Raw genomic sequence first — 16,376 nt, forward strand, 5'->3', positions numbered from 1 at the left:
GCGCAGGGCTTCGACAGGCTCAGCCTGAACGGGTGTTTGAAGCTCGAAGAAGCTGATGGAAACAACGAAGGAGACAACCCCACCATGACCACCGACCTCACGCCTTCCCCCGTGCGGCTGCACGCCGTTGCGGGCAAGGGCCAGCCCGAGCCGACGCCCGAACTGGAGCAGCTGTACCGGGGCTTCGAGCAAGAGCTGCTGGTGCCGCTGTGGACGCAGATTGGCGACCTGATGCCCCGCCAGCCCCAGTCCAAGGCCGTGCCGCACCTGTGGCGCTGGGATCGCTTGAAGGCCCTGGCCGCGCAGGCGGGCGCCATCGTGCCCGTGGGCCGGGGCGGCGAGCGCCGGGCGATTGCGCTGGCCAACCCAGCCCTCGGCGGGCGCCCGTTTGCCACGCCCACGCTGTGGGCCGCCATTCAGTACCTGATGCCCGGCGAAGACGCCCCCGAGCACCGGCACACGCAGCACGCGTTTCGGTTTGTGGTGGAAGGCGAGGGCGTGTGGACGGTGGTGAATGGCGATTCCGTGCGCATGTCGCGGGGCGATTTTTTGCCGCAGGCGGGCTGGAACTGGCACGCCCACCACAACGCTGCCACCGAGCCCATGGCCTGGATCGACGGCCTGGACATTCCGTTTTCGTACTACACCGAGAGCCAGTTTTTTGAAGTGGGGCGCGAGAAGCTCCCGCCCGCCGAGCGCACCACCGCCGAGCGTTCGTATTCGGAAAGGCTGTGGGGCCACCCCGGCCTGCGCCCGGTGTCGATGGTGCAGGCCCAGCCCGCCACGCCGCTGCTGGCTTACCGCTGGGTGGACACCGACCGTGCGCTGGCCGACCAGCTCGCATTGGAAGACGAAGGCCAGCCGGGCACGCTGAGCCCTGGGCATGCGGCGGTGCGCTTTACCAACCCCACCACCGGCGCCGATGTGCTGCCCACGATGCGGACCGAAATGCACCGCGTGCGCGCAGGCGCTGCAACGCGGGTACAGCGCGAGGTGGGCTCGTCCGTGTTCCAGGTGTTTGACGGCCATGGCACCGTGACGGTGGGTGAGCGCACATGGCAAGTGGCGCGGGGCGACTTGTTTGTGGTGCCGTCGTGGCAGCCGTTCTCGGCCCAGGCATCGGAGGCGGGCGCGCTCGATCTGTTCCGCTTCAGCGATGCGCCGATTTTTGAGGCGCTGCACAGCCACCGTGTGCAAGTCACTGTTTGATCCATCACTCACCCAGCCGGATTCGGCTTTCATAAAACCAAGGAGACAACCCCATGCTGACCGCCATTCGTTCACAGATTTTGAGACCTGCCCTGGCGCTTTGCGCGCTGGCGCTTGTGGCCGCCGCAGGCGTGCCCCACGCCGTGGCGCAGACCTTCCCTGCCAAGCCCGTGCGCTCGGTCGCGCCGTATTCACCCGGCAGCGGCCCGGATGCGGTGATGCGCATCCTCAGTGAGCGCCTGTCGCGCAACTGGGGGCAGCAACTCGTCATCGACAACAAGCCGGGGGCCAACGGATTCATTGCCATCGCCGATGCCAAGCGCTCTGCGCCCGACGGCTACACCCTGCTGCAGGTGGACAACACGCACATGGCCTTGCAGCCGCATGTGTTCAAGCAACTGCCCTACGACCCAATGAAAGACTTTGAGCCCGTGGCACCGGTGTATTTCACCAACTTCTTTGTGGTGGTGGCCGCCAATTCGCCCTGGAAGGATGTGGGCGATCTGATCAAGGCCGCCAAGGCCGCGCCGGGCGACATCACCTACGGCTCCTGGGGCATTGGCAGCGTGGCCCATGTGGGCGCGGCGAGTCTGGAGGCGGCAACGGGCACCAAGATGATGCATGTGCCCTACAAGGACATGGGCAGCGTCTACACCTCGGTGGCCACGGGGGACATCAAGTGGGCGTTTGGCACGGCGGCGACGGCCGGGCCGATGTTCCAGGCCAAGAAGGTGAAGTTTCTGGCCCTGGCGGCGCCCCAGCGCCTGGCGGGCTTTACCGATATTCCGACCATGGGCGAGGCCGGTGGCCCGGCCGGGTTTGAGGTGAAGACCTGGGTGGGCCTGTTCGCGCCCACAGGCACGCCCAAGGCCACCATCGAGAAGATCAATGCCGATGTGGGCAAGGTGCTGGCCACGCCAGAGGTCAAGGAGCGCCTGGCGACCTTTGGTTTCGAGCCCTACATCGGCCCGCCCGCTGAACTCACCAAGGCCATCGAACGCGATTCGCGCACGTTTGGCGAAGTCGTCAAGCGCGCCAAGATTGCCTTGGACTAAGACTGAGACTGAGCATGAAACTCTATTCCTTCTTCCGCAGCGGAACATCCCACCGCTTGCGCATTGCGCTCAACCTCAAGGGGCTGGCCTACGAGCAGGTGGCGGTCGATTTGCGGCGCGAGGAGCATCTGGCCGATGCCTTCAAGGCCATCAACCCGCAGCAGTTCGTGCCCGTGCTGGAGGCCGACGAGCGTCTGATGATCCAGTCGCCCGCCATCATCGAGTGGCTCGAAGAACGCTATCCCCACCCACCGCTGCTGCCCGGTGATGCCGGTGACCGCGCCCAGGTGCGCGCCCTGGCCGCCATCGTGGGCTGCGACATCCATCCCATCAACAGCCGCCGCATTCTGGAGGCGCTGCGCCACCGCTTCGGTGCCGACGAGGCGGCCGTGAACGACTGGTGCGGCACCTGGATCAGCGCGGGTTTTGACGCCATCGAGGCGCTACTGTCGAAGAACCCGCAGCGCGGGGATTTCTGCTTTGGCAGCACCCCCACGCTGGCCGATGTGTATCTGGTCCCGCAGGTGGAGAGTGCGCGCCGCTTCAAGGTGGACTTGTCGCGCTGGCCGCGCGTGCAGGCGGTGGATGCGGCCTGCGCGCAGCTGGAGGCGTTTCGCAAGGCGGCGCCCAGTGCGCAGCCGGATGCCAGCTGAACCTCAGTCTCCCTGCATATAAAACGCCTCGGCATGGAGGTGCGCCGCCTCCAGTCCCTTGCCCAGCGCCAGCAGCGTGGTGGTCTCCACCATCGGCGGCGATCCGCATAGATATGCCTGCCAACCGCGCAGGCTGGAGTGGTCCTGCTCGATGGCCTGGGTCACCAGCCCGCGCCGCTGGGTGGCCGGGTCGGCGCCCGAGGCCACCACCACGTGCACCTGCAGGGCAGGGTGCAGGCTGCGCAGTTGCTCCAGCCATGCCAAGCCATACAGCTCGCGCGGCGAGCGCAGGCCAAAGTACAGGTGGATGGGGTTGCGCATGCCAGCAGCCACCGCGCCGCGCACCACCGACAGCACCGACGCCAGCCCGGTGCCCCCAGCCACGCACAGCATGGGCCCCATGTGCTGCTGGCGCAAATACGCCGCACCCAGCGGCCCGCTGACCTTGACCTTGTCCCCCACCTTCAGTTGCCCGGCGACGTAGCCGCTGACCCGGCCCTGGGGCATGAGCTGGATATGGAACTCCAGCAACTGTTCGCCCGGCAGGTTCGCCATCGAATACGGGCGCACATGCGTTGGCGTGAACCCGAGCTGCATGTACTGCCCCGGCGAATACGCAATGGGTTTTGCTACTTTGAGCAGCAGGCGCCGGATGTCTGCCGCCAGCGGCTCGATGGCCACCACGGTGGCCTTGGCCACGCGGGCGCGGTGCACCACGGCCTCTTCGGGGGCGGGCACTTCGATTGTGCAAGGCTCGGTCACATAGGTCTGGCAGGCCAGCACGGCGCCGTCCACGCCGTCCAGTGGGCGCTGCTGCTCACGCCCGCCATCCAGTACCTCGCCGGACAGCACCCGGCAGCGGCAGATGCCGCAGCGGCCTGACAGGCACGAATACGACATCGGAACCTGCGCCGCACGCAGGGCGTCGAGCAGGTTCACGCCGGGCTCGGCGCGGATCACGCGGTTATGCGGCTGAACGAGGATGTCCATGGCAGGCTGGATGCAAGGTCATGTGGGCGATTGTGCCCAGAACCGCGCCACCCAATCACTGGCTGCAATACCATCGCCACTTCATATCACCTGAGCTGATGGAGTGGCGATGGAGCTATCGGATATCGACCTGAACCTGCTGGTACTGTTTCAGCAACTCATGGTCGAGCGGCGCGTGTCCAAAGTGGCCGACAACCTGGGGCTGACGCAGCCTGCCGTGAGCAACGCGCTGGCCAAGCTGCGGCGCATTTTTGGCGACGAGCTGTTCCTGCGCACCTCGGCCGGCATGGTGCCTACGCCGTTTGCCGAGCAACTGGGCGAATCCGTGGGCTATGCGCTGGGCATGATCCACAGCGGGCTGAACCAGCGCACGCAGTTCACGCCCGCAACGCTCAAGCGCACCATCACCATCGGCATGACGGACATTGGCGAGATCGTCTTCCTGCCCGCGCTGCTGGAGCGCCTGGGGCGCGAGGCGCCGGGGGTCACGCTGAACACCGTGCGCAACAACGCCGCCCATCTGCGCGAAGACATGGAGGCGGGCAAGGTGGACCTGGCCATCGGCCTGCTGCCGCAGCTCAAAGCGGGGTTCTTCCAGCGGCGCTTGTTTCGCCAGCGTTATGTGTGCCTGTTCCGCAAGGGCCACGCGCTGGACCGGCCCAAGCTGCTGCTGCCCGACTACAAGGCGGCAGAGCACCTGGTGATCGTGTCGGCGGGCACGGGGCACGGCAAGGTGGACGAGCTGATCCAGAAAGCCGGCATCGACCGCCTGGTGCGGCTGAGCGTGCCGCACTTTGTGAGTGTGGGCCACATCCTCCAAAGCACGGCGCTGGTGGCCACGGTGCCCGAGCGGCTGGCGCTCAAGCTGGTGGAGCCCTTTGGCCTGGTGGTGCGCGCGCACCCAGTCAAGCTACCCGACGCGCCCATCAGTGTGTTCTGGCATGCCAAGGTGCACCGCGAGCCCGTCAACCAGTGGCTGCGCGGCATGGTGTTTGAGCTGTTTGGGGGCGATGCCGCCGCTGGCGGTGGGTTGCCGTGATCTTTGGGGCGGGCCAGCGGCGCATGCCTAACTGCGCGGCAGGTCCCGCTAGGGGGCGCTATTCTATTTATAGCTAATTGCGCTTGTCAGTCGCGCGGAGAGGCCGATTTTTATCAATAATCTTTCCACCACTTTGATGGTTTTATGGTGGATGGCATTTGTCACGCAACGCTGATCAATACACCAGCTTCTCCGGCCGGATCTCCTGCAGGATGGTGGTGGCAATCTCTTCAATCGACTTGGTGGTGGTGGACAACCAGCGGATACCCGCGCGGCGCATCATGGCCTCGGCTTCGGAGACTTCCATGCGGCAGTTCTCCAGGCTGGCATAGCGCGAGTTGGGGCGGCGCTCGGCGCGGATCTCGGCCAGGCGGTCGGGGCTGATGGTCAGTCCAAAGATCTTGCTGCGAAATGGCACCAGCGCCGGGGGCAGCTGGCGGCGTTCGAAGTCTTCGGGGATCAGCGGGTAGTTGGCGGCTTTCAGGCCACATTGCATGGCCAGGTAGAGGCTGGTGGGGGTTTTGCCGCTGCGGCTCACGCCCACCAGGATCACGTCGGCGCCGGCCAGGTCGCGGTTGCTCTGGCCGTCGTCATGCGCAAGGCTGAAGTTAATGGCTTCGATGCGGTCGGTGTATTCCTTGCTGCGGCTTACGTCGCTGAAGCGGCCGATGCGGTGGTTGGACTTGATGCCTAACTCGTCTTCGAGCGGGTGCACAAAGGTGCCGAACATGTCGAGCAGCATGCCCTTGCAGCCTTCCTGGATGACCTTGAGCACTTCCATGTTGACCAGGGTGGTGAAGACGATTGGTTTTTTGCCCTCGACCTCGCCGGTGTGGTTGATCTGCCGCACCGCCTGGTGGGCCTTGTCCACGGTGTCGATGAAGGGCAGGCGCACATGGCGCGGCTTCATCTCGAACTGGGCCAGGATGGCGTTGCCGAAGGTTTCGGCAGTGATGCCGGTGCCGTCAGAGACAAAAAACACGGTGCGCGAATGCATGGAGGCCCTTTTTTTGGATGCGGCTTGCGCCAGCGGGGTGGACACCACAAAGAAGTGGCGATTCCCCGTTTTGCGTCAGTCGCGTGAAAGCGTCAGCCCGTTGCCAGAAGCTCGGGCCTACAATTGTCACAATTATCCAATTCTCACCATGCACCGCGTCGGCCCACAACCACAACGACAAAGCCTCAGGCCGTGCATGGCCGCCTGCCAGGAGCCATCCAGGGCCCGGCACGCAGACCCGGTTTCAACTTCTGGAGCTTTCCCATGTCTGCACTTTTCAGCCCGACCGCCCTGGTCGTACCGTTTGAAAACCTGAGAATGACCGATGTCGAGGCCGTTGGCGGTAAAAACGCCAGCCTCGGCGAGATGATCTCCCAGCTGCCGCAGGGCGTGCGCGTGCCCACGGGCTTTGCCACCACCGCCCACGCGTTCCGCGAATTCCTGGCCTACGACGGCCTGGCCGACAAAATCAGCGCCAAGCTCAAGAGCCTGGACACTGAAGACGTGCGCGCCCTCGCGCAGGTCGGCGCAGAAATCCGCGCCATGGTCGAGGCCCAGCCTTTCCCGGCCGACCTGCAAAAGGCCATTGCCGACGAATTTGCCAAGTTGAGCGCTGGCAACCCTGCTGCCTCGTTTGCCGTGCGTTCGTCCGCCACGGCCGAGGACCTGCCCGACGCATCGTTTGCCGGCCAGCAGGAAACCTTCCTGAACGTGGTGGGCATCGACGAAGTCATGCACAAGATGAAGGAAGTGTTCGCGTCGCTGTACAACGACCGCGCCATCTCCTACCGCGTGCACAAGGGTTTTGAACACGATGTGGTCGCCCTGTCGGCCGGCGTGCAGCGCATGGTGCGCTCCGACCTGGGCGCTGCAGGTGTGATGTTCACCATCGACACCGAATCTGGCTTTGAAGACGTGGTGTTCATCACCAGCAGCTACGGCCTGGGCGAGACGGTGGTGCAGGGCGCCGTGAACCCCGACGAGTTCTACGTGCACAAGCCCATGCTCAAGGCGGGCAAGAAGGCGCTGATCCGCCGCAACCTGGGCAGCAAGCTGATCCAGATGGTGTTCTCCACGCCCGAGGAAAAGGCTGCCAGCGGCAAGCTGGTCAAGACCATTGATGTGCCCACCGAGCAGCGCAACCGCTACTCGCTGACCGATGCCGACGTGGAGCAGCTGGCCCGCTACGCACTGGTGATCGAGCAGCACTATGGCCGCCCCATGGATATCGAATGGGGCAAGGACGGCACCGACGGCCAGCTCTACATCCTGCAGGCCCGCCCCGAAACCGTGAAGAGCCAGGCCAAGGGCCAGGCCGAGCTGCGCTACAAGCTCAAGGGCCAGGGCACCGTGCTGGCCGAAGGCCGCGCGATTGGCCAGAAGATCGGCACCGGCCCCGTGCGCCTGGTGCACAACATCAGCGAGATGGACAAGGTCCAGCCCGGTGATGTGCTCGTGACCGACATGACCGACCCCAACTGGGAGCCCGTGATGAAGCGCGCCAGCGCCATCGTCACCAACCGGGGTGGCCGCACCTGCCACGCCGCCATCATTGCGCGCGAGCTGGGCATCCCCGCCGTGGTGGGTTGTGGCGATGCGACCGAGCTGCTGAAGGACGGCACGCTGGTCACGGTGAGCTGCTCTGAGGGCGACACGGGCAAGATCTACGACGGCCTGCTCGAAACCGAAGTGACGGAAGTGCAGCGCGGCGAGATGCCCCCCATCAAGACCAAAATCATGATGAACGTGGGCAACCCCCAGCTGGCGTTTGACTTTGCCCAGCTGCCCAATGAGGGCGTGGGCCTGGCGCGCCTGGAGTTCATCATCAACAACAACATTGGTGTGCACCCCAAGGCGATCCTGGACTACCCCCAGATCGATGCCGACCTGAAGAAGGCCGTCGAGTCCGTGGCCCGTGGCCATGCATCGCCCCGTGCGTTCTACGTGGACAAGGTCGCCGAAGGTGTGGCCACCATCGCTGCCGCCTTCTGGCCCAAGCCCGTCATCGTGCGCCTGTCGGACTTCAAGTCCAACGAATACCGCAAGCTCATCGGCGGCAGCCGCTACGAGCCCGAGGAAGAAAACCCGATGCTGGGCTTCCGCGGCGCGGCCCGCTACATCAGCGAAGACTTCGGCGAAGCCTTTGCCATGGAGTGCGAAGCGCTCAAGCGCGTGCGCAACGACATGGGCCTGACCAATGTGCAGGTGATGGTGCCGTTTGTGCGCACGCTTGGCCAGGCTGAGCGCGTGACCAAACTGCTCGCATCGCATGGCCTGCAGCGTGGCAAGGACGACCTCAAGGTCATCATGATGTGCGAGGTGCCGAGCAATGCCATCCTGGCTGAGCGTTTCCTGGAGTTCTTCGACGGCTTCTCCATCGGCTCCAACGACCTGACCCAGCTCACCCTGGGGTTGGACCGCGATTCGGGCCTGGAGCTGCTGGCGCAAGACTTTGACGAACGCGATCCGGCCGTGTTGGCGTTGATCGAGAAGGTTATCAAGGCCTGCCTGGCCCAGGGCAAGTACATCGGCATCTGCGGTCAGGGCCCCAGCGACCACCCCGACTTTGCGCAGTGGCTGGCCCAGGAAGGCATCTCGTCGATCTCGCTCAACCCCGACAGCGTGATTGCCACCTGGCAGCAACTGGCTGCGGGCTGACGCAAGGGGCTGCTGTACCGCCATGGGTCACCACATCGCTCGCGCCAAAGTTCGTGATGTGTTTGTGATGTGACCGTGATGCGTTCTCAGCAGCCCAGCCCCCACCCGAGCGAGCCGGAGATGGCGGGGCCTTTCCCGCCCGACCTGCACGATGTGCGCCACCTCAAGCTCAAGGCGGGGCTGCTGGTGCTGTGGGCTGTGGTGTCGTTTGGTGCCACCTATTTCGCCCGTGACCTGCAGGTGCTGGTGTTCGGTGGGTGGCCCCTCGGGTACTGGATCGCGGCCCAAGGCGCCGTGCTGGTGTTCATTGGCATTGTGGTGGTCTATGGCTGGGCCATGAACCGTTTCGAGCGGGAGGACCTGGAGGGCCGCGAGGCCCCGCCACCGCCTTCTGCACAGGCCCCCGACCGTTCCCATGGCTGAGCGCAAGCCGGGCCCTGCCGATGGTGACCGCGCCTACCTGTGGCGGTTGCACCGCATTCTGGCGCTGTACGTAGCGGGGGTTCTGGGTTTTCTGGCCCTGATGACCTGGGCTGAGCACCAGGGGCTGTCGCGCCACTGGATCGGCCCGATCTTCCTGTTTCTCACCGTGATGGTGTACGCCGGTATCGGCGTGTATGGCCGCACCACCGATCCCGAGGACTATTACGTGGCCGGGCGGCGCATTCCGCCCATGTACAACGGCATGGCCACTGCGGCCGACTGGATGAGCGCTGCGTCGTTCATCAGCCTGTCGGGCGCGCTTTACCTGCAGGGGTTTTCGGGCACGCCGGGGCAGGCTGGTGGCCTGGCTTACCTGCTGGGCTGGACGGGGGGCTTCTGCCTGGTGGCCATGCTGATTGCGCCACACCTGCGTGCCATGGGCCTCTACACCGTGCCCGACTTTTTTCACGTGCGTTTTGGTGGGCGCTGGCCGCGCGTGATTGCCGCGCTGGCGGCCGTGCTGTGCTCGTTCACTTATGTGGTGGCGCAGATCTACGGTGTGGGGCTGATCGCCTCGCGCCTCACGGGGGTGCAGTTCGAGATCGGCATCATGCTGGGCCTGGGTGGGGTGCTGCTGTGCTCGTTCCTGGGTGGCATGCGGGCTATCACCTGGACGCAGGTGGCGCAGTACGTGGTGCTGCTGCTGGCGTTCATGATCCCGGTGTCGTGGCTGGCGTACAAGCAGCTGGGCAACCCGCTGGCGCCGCTGGTCTATGGGGCGCAGATTGGCAAGATTGCCGACCTGGAGGCGCAGCTTCTGGATTCCCCGGCCGAGCACCAGGTGGTGCAGGCCTACCTGCAGCGCGCCAAGGATTTTGAGGCCCGCTTGCAGAACGTGGAGGCCTCGCTTGAGCATGAGCGCGAGAAGGGGCGCGAGCGCATCCGGGCGCTGCGTGCGCAGAATGCCGACGTGGGCCTGATCGTGGCCGCCAGCCGCGAGCTGGCTGCGCTGCCACGCGACGCCAATGCCGCGCGCGAGCGCTGGGCCCGCGAGATGCGCGAGAACTACGAGCGCGCACGCCCCCTGGGCGGGCTGCCGCCCCACAGCCAGGCCTATGTGGGCGACCCTGATGGCACCCCTGAGGAACAGCGCGACTACGAGCTGACGCGGCGCAACTTTCTGGCGCTCATGTTCTGCCTGATGGTCGGCACGGCGGGCCTGCCGCACCTGCTCACGCGGTTCTACACCTCGCCCTCCGTGTCGGCGGCGCGTGCCTCGGTGGGCTGGTCGCTGTTTTTTATTGCGCTGCTGTACCTCAGCGCTCCGGCGCTGGCAGTGCTGGTCAAGTTCGAGGTCATGCAGAACTTGGTGGGCAGCAGTTTTGAGGCGCTGCCCACCTGGATGGCCCAATGGTCGCGGGTGGACAGCTCACTCCTGTCGCTGGAAGACGTGAATGGCGACGGCCTGATCCAGTTTGGCGAGATCCGGCTGGGGGCCGACCTCATCATGCTGGCCACGCCCGAGCTGGGCGGGCTGCCCTATGTGGTGTCGGGTCTGGTGGCGGCGGGTGGGCTGGCAGCAGCGCTGTCTACCGCCGACGGCCTGTTGCTCACCATCAGCAATGCACTGGTGCGCGACCTGTACTTCCAGGACGCGCAGCGCAAGGCCTCGCCCGAGCAGCGGGTGATTCTGAGCAAGTTTGCCTTGCTGGCTGTGGCCCTGTCGGCGGCTTTTGTGGCGGCGCTCAAGCCTTCAGAGATCCTGCCCATGGTGTCGGCGTCGTTTTCGCTGGCGGCATCGGCCTTTGTGCCTGCCATGGTGCTGGGCATCTTCTGGCGCGGCACCACGCGGCAGGGCGTGGTGGCGGGCATGCTGGCCGGGCTGGGCATCGCCGTCTACTACATGCTGTCGCATGTGCCCGCCGTGCAGGGCGTGCTGCCCCGCTGGCTGCTGGCGGACGGGCTCTGGTTTGGCATCCAGCCCATCTCGGCCGGTGTGTTTGGCGTGCCCTGCGGGCTGCTGGTCACGGTGGTCTTGAGCTGGATGACGCGCCCAGCTCCGGCACAGCCGCGCATCCGCTCGGAAATGTAGGCAACACCACCTGCCAGGCTTCCGGGGGATGGCCCGGTTGGCCTGGTCGGCGCCAGTGTCTGTATTTATGTGTAAACCCCGATTTCCACGGGTATCAAAACATGGGATTCTGGGCTGCAGTGCGTGGCCCTCTGGCCGTTGCGACCGTTTGGCCCCTGCGGCCACCGTTTTTTATTCCCTAGGAGAGGCATGGTTCTTGTCAAAACCCAGGCCGGGCAAGAGGCGCTCAAGGATCGCCGTGGCAGTTTGAGTTCGCGCCAGCGTTCGGCTTTCATTCTTTTTGACGGCAAGCGCAGCATGGGCGAAGTCCTGGCGGCCACGGCGGCCATGGGCATCACGCAGGACGATGTCCAGGCCATGATTGCGCAAGGGCTGCTGGCCCCGCTGTCAGGCCAGCCCATGCCGGTGTTTGCCAAGGCCGCCAGCCCGGCGTCTGCCGATGCCGCAGAGGCCCTGGGCACCGACCTGGGCACCATTGCCTCGCCCATGGAAGGTTCGGGGCGCTCGCCCAAGGAGCGCTACCAGGCTGCTTACCCCATTGCGACAGAGCTGACGGCGGGCCTGGGGCTGCGCGGGTTCCGCCTGAACCTGGCAGTGGAGGGGGCAGGCAGCTTTGACGATCTGGCGGCCCTGGCCCCCAAGATCCGCGAGGCCGTGGGCGACGACAAGTTCGAGCGGCTGGACCACGCGCTGTTCGACTGACTTCTCCCGAGTTGCTGCGTGGCGGCCCCGGGGGCTTGCCCCACATCCTGCAAGCCTGCGGGCGGTGACCCGCAGCGATTGCAGCAGCACAAAGCAAAAAGCGGCCCGAAGGCCGCTTTTTGCTTTTGGGGTGCCAGAAGGCGCTGCGATCAGCGGCCGACCTTGAGCAGTTCCACGTCGAACTTGAGCGTGGCGTTCGGGGGGATCACGCCGCCCGCGCCACGGGCGCCGTAGCCCAGGGCGGCGGGGATGATCAGCGTGCGCTGGCCGCCGATCTTCATGCCCTGCACGCCTTCGTCCCAGCCCTTGATGACCATGCCTGCGCCCAGTGCAAATTCGAAGGGATCGTTGCGGTCGCGGCTGGAGTCGAACTTGGCGCCTTGTTCGCCGTTGTTGTACAGCCAGCCGGTGTAGTGCACCGACACGTTCTGGCCCTTGGTGGCCTCGGCGCCTTCGCCCACGGTGGTGTCTTCGTACTGCAGGCCGGATGCGGTGGTGGTCAGTGCCATGGTGAAATTCCTTGATGCTATTAAAAATATAGCTTCTAGCGCTTGCTCATCGCGCGCTAGAAGCTATTTAGAGTGCTATTTTAGCGAATGCCCCGTGCGGGGCGGGGGCTCAGGCTTTCTTGGCGCGGCCCGCGACCCAGCGGGTGGCAAAGGCCTGCACGTCCGACAGGCGCTTGAGCAGGTCGGCGCCCGAGGGGGTGACGGTGTAGCCGTCGCTGCCATGGTCCACAAAACCGGCTTCGCGCAATTCCTTGATGCGGGTGTTGAGCGTGTTGGGGGTGATGCCACCCACGCTGTCCTGCAGCAGGCGGAAGGTCTGGGGGTGGCCGTCCTTCAGGGCCCACAGCACGCGCAGCGCGTAACGGCATTCAAGCCGCTCGAACAGTTGGTTGATGGCGACATTTTCTTTGGAGCTCATGGACGCTTCTCCTCGCGCAAGTATTGGATCTCGATTCGGATCGGGCGGACGGTTTCCGGGCCCGTGATGTGCTGAAACTATAGCGCGGAACCCGTTTTGCTACAAGTTTGGTAGCTCAGAACGTACGTCACATATGCGCTGAGGGGGAAATTTGGGCTATTCCCTGCCAAAATGTTGCGCACCGGCCACGGATCAGGGGGCCGTGAGCGGGTGGCCTTAGGGATCCTCTGCACGAATCGTCGCGCCGTGTGCATCTGCGGGCTCGGGCGGTCTGCCGCGTTGCAAATGCTCGCAATAGCTACGGCTATTGCTGCGTTTTGCGCCTTGCAGTCCATCCCGATCCGCATCGCACACTTGCCGCTCGATTCGTGCAGAGGATCCCTAGCGCGCCAGATACCCCACCAGCAACTGCGCCGCCGGGGGCAGGGCGCTGGCGCTGCGGTAGCAAATCGCAAAGCGCCGCTGGGCCCAGGGGTCGCTCAGAGGCACGATGCGCACGGGGGCGGAATCGGCAAACGGCTGGGCCACCTCACGTGGCACCACGCTGATGGCCAGATTGGCGCGCACCACCCGCAGGGCGGCGTCAAAGTTGGACACCAGCACCCGGTGGGCCAGCAGTTTTCCCTCGACAGCCGCTGCGCGCGCCAGCAGCACCTGCACCGCACTCAGCGCGGGCATGCTGACGAATTCATGCTCCAGCACGTCGGCAAACCGCACGCTCTGCAGCCGGGCCACGGGGTGCGACTCATGCGCCACCACGGCCAGGTGGTCGCTGCGGTAGGCGCTGGTTTCCAGACCCGACAGGTCGGCCGCGTCCCAGCAGATGCCGATGGAGGCGCTGCCATCGCGCACGCCCAGCACCACGTCGGGGCTCACACGCTCTTCCAGGCTGATCTGGATGTTGCGGTGCGCCGGGTCTTGCAAGAAGGCCGCCACATCATCGGCCAGCGACTCGGCCATGACCGACGCGGTGACCAGCATGCGCACATGGCCGCGCGTGCCGGTGGCGTAGGCCGCCATGTCGCGCTCGATCTGCCCCACGCTGGCCAGCATGGTGCGGGCATGCTCCAGCAGCGTCTCGCCCGCCGGGGTGGGCACCACGCCCCGGCGCTTGCGCAGCAGCAGCGGGGTGCCCACGGTGTCTTCCAGCTGCGCCAGCCGCTTGCTGATGGCCGAGCCCACGATGGATTCCTGCTCGGCCACGCGCGCGATGCTGCGCTGCTCGCACACGGCGGCAAAGAGGCGCAGGGTCTGCAGATCCAGGTCGCGCATGGCAACCCTCCAAGTGTTGTGGTGTTCCGTTTGGGAATTTTATGGATTCCGAGATGTATTTTCTGATTCATTCGGGAATTTTTAGAATCTTGCCCAGACCCACCTGAAAGAGACATCCCGTGCACACCTCCCCGATCCCGTCCGACCTGCAGCCCCCGGCGGCCCGCGCCACCGTCCGTGAAGTCGGCCTGCGCGACGGCCTGCAAAGCATTGCCACTGTGGTGTCCACCGCGCACAAGATCGAATGGATCAACGCCGCCTACGCCGCCGGCCAGCGCGAGATCGAGGTGGGCTCCTTCGTGCCCGCCCGGCTGCTGCCCCAACTGGCCGACACGGCTGAGGTGCTGGCCCATGCCAAAACGCTGCCGGGCCTGGTGGCCTCGGTGCTGGTGCCCAATTTCAAGGGCGCCGAGCGCGCGCTGGAGTGTGGTGCCGACCTGATGGTGGTGCCCTTGTCTGCCAGCCACGCCCACAGCCTGGCCAACCTGCGCAAGACGCCCGACGAGGTGGTGGCCGAGGTGGCCCGCATCCGTGCGCTGCGCGACAGCTGCGGCCGCCGAACCTTGATCGAAGGCGGCGTGGGCACGGCCTTTGGCTGCACCCTGCAGGGCGAGGTGGCAGAAACCGAAGTGCTGCGCCTGATGCAGGCGCTGCTGGACGCCGGCGCCGACCACGTGAGCCTGGCCGACACCGTGGGTTTTGCCGACCCCGCATCGGTCGCCCGTCTGTTTGAAAAGGCCCGCGCCCTGGTGGGCGACCGCCTGGCCTGTGCGCATTTCCACGACACGCGCGGCATGGGCCTGGCCAATGTGTATGCCGCCTGGCAGACCGGCATCACCCGCTTCGACGCCTGTCTGGCCGGCATCGGCGGCTGCCCACACGCGCCGGGCGCCAGCGGTAATGTCACCACCGAAGACCTGGTGTTCATGCTGGAGCGCATGGGCGTTGCCACCGGCATCGACGTGACCGCGCTGCTCGCGCTGCGCCAGCGCGTGGCCGGATGGTTGGCGGGCGAGACTCTGCATGGCACGCTGTGGCAGGCCGGGCTACCGCAGAATGCCGCACCCGCCGCACTGCGCGAAGCCACAACGGCCTGACCCCTTTTTCGGAACGCCCTGAACATGAACGACCACACACCCGCCACCTCTCCGTCCCCCCGCCTGCCGCTGGAAGGCCTGCGCGTGGTGGAGTTCACCCACATGGTCATGGGCCCCACCTGCGGCATGGTGCTGGCCGACCTGGGGGCCGAGGTCATCAAGGTCGAGCCCGTGGACGGCGACCGCACGCGCCACCTGCTGGGCGCGGGCGCGGGCTTCTTCCCCATGTTCAACCGCAACAAGAAGAGCATTGCGCTTGACCTGCGCAGCCCCGAGGGCCTGGCGGTGGCGCGCAAGCTGGCCGCATCGGCCGACGTGGTGGCGCAGAACTTCAAGCCCGGCGTGATGACGAAATACGGCCTGGACTACGCCGCGCTGAGCCAGGTCAACCCGCGCCTTATCTACGTCAACCACACGGGCTTTTTGCCCGGCCCGTACGAGCACCGCACGGCGCTCGACGAGGTGGTGCAGATGATGGGCGGCCTGGCCTACATGACCGGCCGCCCAGGCGACCCGCTGCGCGCGGGCAGCAGCGTGAACGACATCATGGGCGGCATGTTTGGTGCGATCGGCGCCATGGCCGCGCTGATGCAGCGCGGCATCACCGGGCGCGGGCAGGAGGTGGACTCGGCCCTGTTCGAGAACAACGTCTTCCTGGTCGGCCAGCACATGATGCAGTACGCCGTCACCGGCAAACCCGCAGCGCCCATGCCCGACCGCATCTCGTCCTGGGCCGTGTACGACGTGTTCAGTGTGAAGGACGGCGGGCAGATCTTTTTGGCCGCCGTGAGCGATGCGCAGTGGCAGACCTTCTGCGACGCCATGGGCTATGCCGACCTGAAGGCCGACACCGGCCTGGCCACCAACAACGACCGGGTGCGCGCCCGCCCCACGCTGATGCCCGTGCTGCGCGAGCGCCTGGCGCAGCACACGGCCGACGAACTGGCGGCCATCTTCGAGCGCCATGGCCTGCCGTTTGCACCCATCCGCCGGCCCGAAGAACTGTTTGACGACCCGCACCTGCAGGCCACCGGTGGCCTGGCCAACATCACGCTGCCCGACGGCGAGCGCGCCGGGCAGACCGCGCAGATCACGCTGATGCCGCTGCGCCTGGACGGCCAGCGGCTTGATGTGCGCTGCGACCCGCCGCGCCTGGGCCAGCACACGACCGAGCTGCTGCAGGGCCTGGGCTACACGGCCGATGAAGTGGCCGCGCTGCACACCAGCGGGGCCATTGCCTGATTTTTCCTTGACGACCGGGG

At 65.8% G+C, this 16,376-nt stretch carries 15 protein-coding genes; 10 read left to right on the forward strand and 5 right to left on the reverse strand.

What is annotated here, in order from left to right:
• Window positions 1–84 precede the first annotated feature (84 nt).
• The 3 genes from ACSQ3O_RS08360 to maiA are packed head-to-tail and all read left to right on the forward strand — an operon-like array spanning window position 85 to window position 2,917.
• The gene (locus ACSQ3O_RS08360) at window positions 85–1,209 is read left to right on the forward strand and encodes a cupin domain-containing protein (protein WP_436138505.1); all 1,125 of its coding nucleotides are present in this window, start codon (window positions 85–87) and stop codon (window positions 1,207–1,209) included.
• Window positions 1,210–1,262: 53 nt separating this feature from the next.
• Complete coding sequence (locus tag ACSQ3O_RS08365) at window positions 1,263–2,264, forward strand: Bug family tripartite tricarboxylate transporter substrate binding protein (RefSeq protein WP_436138506.1); 1,002 nt, start codon at window positions 1,263–1,265, stop codon at window positions 2,262–2,264.
• A 14-nt stretch (window positions 2,265–2,278) separates the two neighbouring features.
• On the forward strand, window positions 2,279–2,917 hold the full coding sequence (gene maiA, locus ACSQ3O_RS08370) for a maleylacetoacetate isomerase (RefSeq protein WP_436138507.1): 639 nt from the start codon (window positions 2,279–2,281) through the stop codon (window positions 2,915–2,917).
• A gap of 3 nt (window positions 2,918–2,920) precedes the next feature.
• On the opposite strand, the gene ACSQ3O_RS08375 is transcribed toward maiA, so the two are convergent.
• Window positions 2,921–3,907, reverse strand: a complete 987-nt coding sequence (locus ACSQ3O_RS08375) for a 2Fe-2S iron-sulfur cluster-binding protein (protein ID WP_436138508.1) — start codon at window positions 3,905–3,907, stop codon at window positions 2,921–2,923.
• A gap of 109 nt (window positions 3,908–4,016) precedes the next feature.
• Here ACSQ3O_RS08375 and ACSQ3O_RS08380 point away from each other — a divergent pair, with 109 nt between their 5' ends.
• Window positions 4,017–4,946: a LysR family transcriptional regulator gene (locus ACSQ3O_RS08380; RefSeq protein ID WP_436138509.1), complete on the forward strand. Its 930-nt coding sequence runs from the start codon at window positions 4,017–4,019 to the stop codon at window positions 4,944–4,946.
• A 175-nt stretch (window positions 4,947–5,121) separates the two neighbouring features.
• Here ACSQ3O_RS08380 and ppsR read toward each other — a convergent pair whose 3' ends face one another.
• The gene (gene ppsR, locus ACSQ3O_RS08385) at window positions 5,122–5,943 is read right to left on the reverse strand and encodes a posphoenolpyruvate synthetase regulatory kinase/phosphorylase PpsR (protein ID WP_137749499.1); all 822 of its coding nucleotides are present in this window, start codon (window positions 5,941–5,943) and stop codon (window positions 5,122–5,124) included.
• Window positions 5,944–6,207: 264 nt separating this feature from the next.
• On the opposite strand from ppsR, the gene ppsA reads away from it, so the two are divergent.
• From ppsA to ACSQ3O_RS08405, 4 genes are all read left to right on the forward strand, one after another.
• Window positions 6,208–8,601, forward strand: a complete 2,394-nt coding sequence (gene ppsA, locus ACSQ3O_RS08390) for a phosphoenolpyruvate synthase (RefSeq protein WP_436138510.1) — start codon at window positions 6,208–6,210, stop codon at window positions 8,599–8,601.
• A 78-nt stretch (window positions 8,602–8,679) separates the two neighbouring features.
• The gene (locus ACSQ3O_RS08395) at window positions 8,680–9,024 is read left to right on the forward strand and encodes a DUF4212 domain-containing protein (protein ID WP_436138511.1); all 345 of its coding nucleotides are present in this window, start codon (window positions 8,680–8,682) and stop codon (window positions 9,022–9,024) included.
• Window positions 9,017–11,116 (forward strand): VC_2705 family sodium/solute symporter, encoded by a 2,100-nt coding sequence (locus ACSQ3O_RS08400; RefSeq protein ID WP_436138512.1) that lies wholly within the window; start codon window positions 9,017–9,019, stop codon window positions 11,114–11,116. The genes ACSQ3O_RS08395 and ACSQ3O_RS08400 overlap by 8 nt, the downstream gene beginning before the upstream one ends.
• Before the next feature lie 189 nt (window positions 11,117–11,305).
• A complete protein-coding gene (locus ACSQ3O_RS08405) occupies window positions 11,306–11,818 on the forward strand; it encodes a hypothetical protein (RefSeq protein ID WP_137749503.1) in 513 nt (170 codons plus the stop codon).
• Window positions 11,819–11,967: 149 nt separating this feature from the next.
• Here the strand turns inward: ACSQ3O_RS08405 and ACSQ3O_RS08410 are convergent, their stop codons facing one another.
• From ACSQ3O_RS08410 to ACSQ3O_RS08420, 3 genes are all read right to left on the reverse strand, one after another.
• Window positions 11,968–12,327, reverse strand: a complete 360-nt coding sequence (locus ACSQ3O_RS08410) for an FKBP-type peptidyl-prolyl cis-trans isomerase (protein WP_056061897.1) — start codon at window positions 12,325–12,327, stop codon at window positions 11,968–11,970.
• 109 nt (window positions 12,328–12,436) lie between these two features.
• Window positions 12,437–12,745, reverse strand: coding sequence for a winged helix-turn-helix transcriptional regulator (locus ACSQ3O_RS08415; RefSeq protein ID WP_063462008.1), 309 nt, complete (start codon window positions 12,743–12,745; stop codon window positions 12,437–12,439).
• Between the two features lie 381 nt (window positions 12,746–13,126).
• Entirely contained in the window at window positions 13,127–14,017 is an 891-nt protein-coding gene (locus ACSQ3O_RS08420; protein WP_436138513.1) for a LysR family transcriptional regulator, read from the reverse strand.
• A 119-nt stretch (window positions 14,018–14,136) separates the two neighbouring features.
• On the opposite strand from ACSQ3O_RS08420, the gene ACSQ3O_RS08425 reads away from it, so the two are divergent.
• Both ACSQ3O_RS08425 and ACSQ3O_RS08430 read left to right on the forward strand, forming a co-directional pair.
• Window positions 14,137–15,114, forward strand: a complete 978-nt coding sequence (locus tag ACSQ3O_RS08425) for a hydroxymethylglutaryl-CoA lyase (protein ID WP_436138514.1) — start codon at window positions 14,137–14,139, stop codon at window positions 15,112–15,114.
• Window positions 15,115–15,138: 24 nt separating this feature from the next.
• Entirely contained in the window at window positions 15,139–16,356 is a 1,218-nt protein-coding gene (locus ACSQ3O_RS08430) for a CaiB/BaiF CoA transferase family protein (RefSeq protein WP_436138515.1), read from the forward strand.
• Window positions 16,357–16,376 lie beyond the last annotated feature (20 nt).

This window comes from Acidovorax sp. LjRoot74 (assembly GCF_964254355.1).
Lineage (GTDB): Bacteria > Pseudomonadota > Gammaproteobacteria > Burkholderiales > Burkholderiaceae_C > Acidovorax.